We start from the raw sequence: 3630 nt of genomic DNA on the forward strand, positions 1-3630 counted from the left end.
GGAAAACAACAAGCAGTCAGCTCATCAACATGATTTCTTTAGAACGAAAGACTTCGTCGCCAGCAGCGCCGCCGCCCTCGTTCAGTGAGCGGACTTATAGAGAGCAGCTTGCGCCTACGTCAATGGGCAAAAAAGAAAATCCTTGGAAAAAAAAACGGGCGCCAAAATTCCGTAAAATAATCAACACTTTGGCGGCATCGACGTCGTCTGGACAGTTATTTCCAGAATTACGATGGCATTGTTAGTAGTCCGCTTTCACCATACAGAGTCTTAAGCCTACTACGGCGGTGGTTGGGTTGCGCCACGAGTGCAAGCTTGATCGCCGAAACATTTCGAGTGAGTGCTATCCTTGAGGATAGCCAATTCCAAACAGCAGAATGGAAATGCTCGAAATGTCTGATGGTTCTTGGGTAGATTGGTTTCCTTTCGTCTTTTTCCCGGCCAAGGTTATAGTGCTCGGCATAGGCATGTATTATGCGATCAAGTGGCATCACGATCAGGCGAAGAAAGATAGCGAGACCAAAGGGCACTGAGCGAGGCCCGTCGCTCAAGCCCGCATTGCGTTGCTGGCTGAAGGCGACGAGAGCGGAAAGCAGTTGCAGCGCCTCCCCGGCGAATTATCAGCCTCATAACTGTCGCGGAACAACGGGCGAACTATGTGAGAACATCCGCGCCAATTGTTCTACATTGGATTTTTCCCAATGAGAGCATTGGCTTACCTCTATCAAAAGCCGCTCCAGATAGCTGGAAGCGGCATGCTTGATGAAATAAATAGAATACGAGTAGCCAATATTCGGGAAAGTATTTGAGCTAGAAAAACGTTGCTCGTTCCCATGAAACGTGGAGATCAATCGAGACTTTCACTCAATTTGTCAATTAGCTCTCAAGGATATGCTTAATCTGTAAGCCTCCGCCCATGGCGTCAACGACAGTGCGCCAGCCGTTCGGTGCGCTTTTCCGATTGGGTCCCAGGTCGCTATCGCCTCCTAGAGCGGAGGTTGTTCCAGATTTTAAGCGTCAAAACACCTGTTACACAAACGCCGCAGGTATACCCAGATAGATTATCAGCCCAAAAAGTGTCATGCCCGGGGTGTCACAAGCGAGCGGAGCCCCACAGCTCATGTGGGAGCTTACGCGGCATAGTAAATGACACACGCAACCGATCTAGAGCCCTCTATGTCGTAACACACCGCTCGGGTTCCAAAATCTCGTTATTCCGTATTTAAGGTATCATACGTAATTCCTTAAATCTGAATTGATCGATTATGGATCATATGCGATCCTAAAAATATCGGCTGTCTCGCCTACAACGACAGAACCGTGAATAGAGCAGTCCGGTATAGCTCCGGCCTGTTTCGCCCATCCCGATCCGGGCCGCGCCAACGATACAGCGGACGCATTCATGGTCGTTGTCGTTGAAAACACGCAGCACGCCTCCACTTTTATTCCTTCACAGCAAGACGCACGCCCGTCCTGCCGCTCACTTCGGCACTATGGGGGGCGCGTTCCCGTCAGGACAGGCTGGATCACCGCGTACCATATTCCGTTGCAGTGGACGCCCGTTCTCGGGGCTTGCCGAGCCATATCCACTTCCCACTACATTCAAGATAGCACGAGGGCCGCGCGTACAATGGTGTGACGGGTTGCCCAACCGCCTTCTGGACACGCTTCCCGTCAGACTTGATCGAACATCTCCCTGAATTCCGGATCGGCAAAGTAGGCAAGCTTTTCAGCGAAAATTGGTCGTTGCCCGGCCAGGAACAGCAATTGTCCGTGCGCCGGCAGATTGCGCACCTCATCAGGGCGCGGCGGCTCGCATCATGTTTTTGAATGCGTCGCAGGCAAGTCGCAATCGGTTCATGGAGCACCCTGCGTACTGTCGCCATTCTCTGCTGTGCCCGTCAGTCCTTGTCCGATCAGATCGGCAAACAGCGCCTTGTCATTGTCACGCGTCAGAAAGCCCGGTAGTTCGCGGCGCAGCCATTCACCGAGTTGCCTGCCGAATTCCTTGTCATTCGAGGTCTCGAGGTGATGCAGAACGAGCCCGCCAATCAGGACCTTGCGGCGCATATCGTTGTTGCGCTCGGTTTTCGAGAGACGGGCCTTGAGGGCGGAACGTTGCGCATCCAGTTCAGCCAGGCGCTGTTCGATGGTTTTCCTTGCCACGATTGTTCCTTTCGATTGCGGTCGCACCGGAACTGCCGTTGTTGACCACGGCTTTGCTCCTGGAAGACAGACCAGTTTCTATGAGGAGATCGACATAGCGATTGAAAGTGGAGGTTGGACCCTATGGTTCATGACGCTGTGGTGGCTGTTGCCTGGGCTCAGGATTATTCTGCCACCCGTCAAGCTCAGTCGCTGGAATTTGCGGCTTGTCCCGCGGCCTGTTCGAGCTTTTCGATGTGCTCACGGCAAAGCGTCTCAACCAGCTTGTGAAGTTCCGCCGTCCGCTCCTGAAGCCAGTTGAGCGCCTCTTCGGAAACCTCGAAACGCTTCGAATAGCGTGCCTTGACGTAGGCCTCATTCAGGATGTTGTACCACGTGGTAAATCGCTGACGATCGCGTGGCCAGATGTCGATCAAACGGTGATCACGACCTTCGGAAAGTCCACGCAGGAATTTGAGATTGTGCGACGCAGGCGAATAATTTGTCAGTGTCAGGAGGTAGCAATTGTAAGCGCTCTCCACTGCTTGATGGAGTTCGAAGACAGCATGCTTTATCCGCTTGTCTTTCAGATACAGCGACGTATCGAGAAACGAGCGAGCGGCAGCCATTTCTTCGTAAAAATGCTCCTCTGCCACCCTGAGTGCATCAGCAGGTTTGAGCGGTTTCGGTTCAGCCAGCGGCCTGTCGTCGAATTCGTAAAGCACGATGCCTTCACGGGCGAGATCGACAAAGAAGGGTTGGCCGTCATTTAGAAAATTGCTGATCTCGCGAGCGCCATGCACGATGAGACCGACAGGTGTCTCAATTTCCTTGTCCCACATCAGCCGATCTGTCGCCTTGTCCCAGTATTTGGGATCGGCAAGTTCCTTGTTGCTGACGATGACGAGGATATCGAAATCCGAGCGATAGCCTTTCGACGTATGTGGTTCATCCACCCAGGTGCCACGCGCGTAAGAACCAAACAGAATGATTTTGAAAATCCGCCCATCCTTCTTGGCGTCAGACTTGGAGCGCTCCACCAGATCAGCAAACTCTTCCTGAATAATTCCGACGACACGCGCGAGCTCGCGTTGCTTTCGTTCCGGCAAATGTTCAAGGCTGGTCTTCATGTCTGCTCCGTTTCTGGACGGTATCCTGTATGGTCCATTGTAAACTTCTTTGAAACTCCGATTTTTGGTAGCCGCCAATCGAATGCCCGCGCCCGCTCCTGTTTTGTCCAGCCGCGCCTGCAATCCTTTATTCCGCTCGTCCAGCAACCATTGTCCCTTGTCCCTGACCCCTTGTGCGATCGGCCTGTGCATCCCCCTCCCCGCATTGATGCGATTGTGTCCCTATTCAAACACGAGCAATTGCCACTTGGCGACTACTACTTTTAGTAGTCGAAATCACCGTTCGTTGTTGCTAGCGTCGCCACCGGTAAACAGACAAGGGCGCACTTACGACTTGCGGCGCGTTTGAGCGTTT

The 3630-nt window shown here is 52.8% G+C and carries 4 protein-coding genes and 1 pseudogene; 2 read left to right on the plus strand and 3 right to left on the minus strand.

What is annotated here, in order from left to right:
- Positions 1-245: hypothetical protein (locus ACQZ45_RS26970; RefSeq protein WP_448742647.1), on the plus strand; the 245-nt coding region annotated here is incomplete at its 5' end.
- Between the two features lie 147 nt (positions 246-392).
- Positions 393-533, plus strand: coding sequence for a hypothetical protein (locus ACQZ45_RS26975; RefSeq protein ID WP_162995293.1), 141 nt, complete (start codon positions 393-395; stop codon positions 531-533).
- Positions 534-1674: 1141 nt separating this feature from the next.
- Here ACQZ45_RS26975 and ACQZ45_RS26980 read toward each other — a convergent pair.
- The 3 genes and pseudogenes from ACQZ45_RS26980 to ACQZ45_RS26990 all read right to left on the minus strand — a co-directional run.
- Positions 1675-1803 (minus strand): annotated as a pseudogene (locus ACQZ45_RS26980) (type IV secretory system conjugative DNA transfer family protein); the annotation flags it as partial.
- A gap of 54 nt (positions 1804-1857) precedes the next feature.
- A complete protein-coding gene (locus tag ACQZ45_RS26985; RefSeq protein ID WP_162686318.1) occupies positions 1858-2166 on the minus strand; it encodes a mobilization protein in 309 nt (102 codons plus the stop codon).
- Positions 2167-2351: 185 nt separating this feature from the next.
- The gene (locus tag ACQZ45_RS26990; protein ID WP_448742648.1) at positions 2352-3275 is read right to left on the minus strand and encodes a nucleotidyltransferase and HEPN domain-containing protein; all 924 of its coding nucleotides are present in this window, start codon (positions 3273-3275) and stop codon (positions 2352-2354) included.
- Positions 3276-3630: the final 355 nt, after the last annotated feature.

The organism is Agrobacterium sp. 16-2014-1-2a (assembly GCF_053522705.1).

Bases quoted from the DNA above. Each gene is read 5' to 3' on its own strand.
- ACQZ45_RS26975 (WP_162995293.1), top strand. From the start codon at position 393: ATGTCTGATGGTTCTTGGGTAGATTGGTTTCCTTTCGTCTTTTTCCCG.
- ACQZ45_RS26990 (WP_448742648.1), bottom strand. From the start codon at position 3,275: ATGAAGACCAGCCTTGAACATTTGCCGGAACGAAAGCAACGCGAGCTC.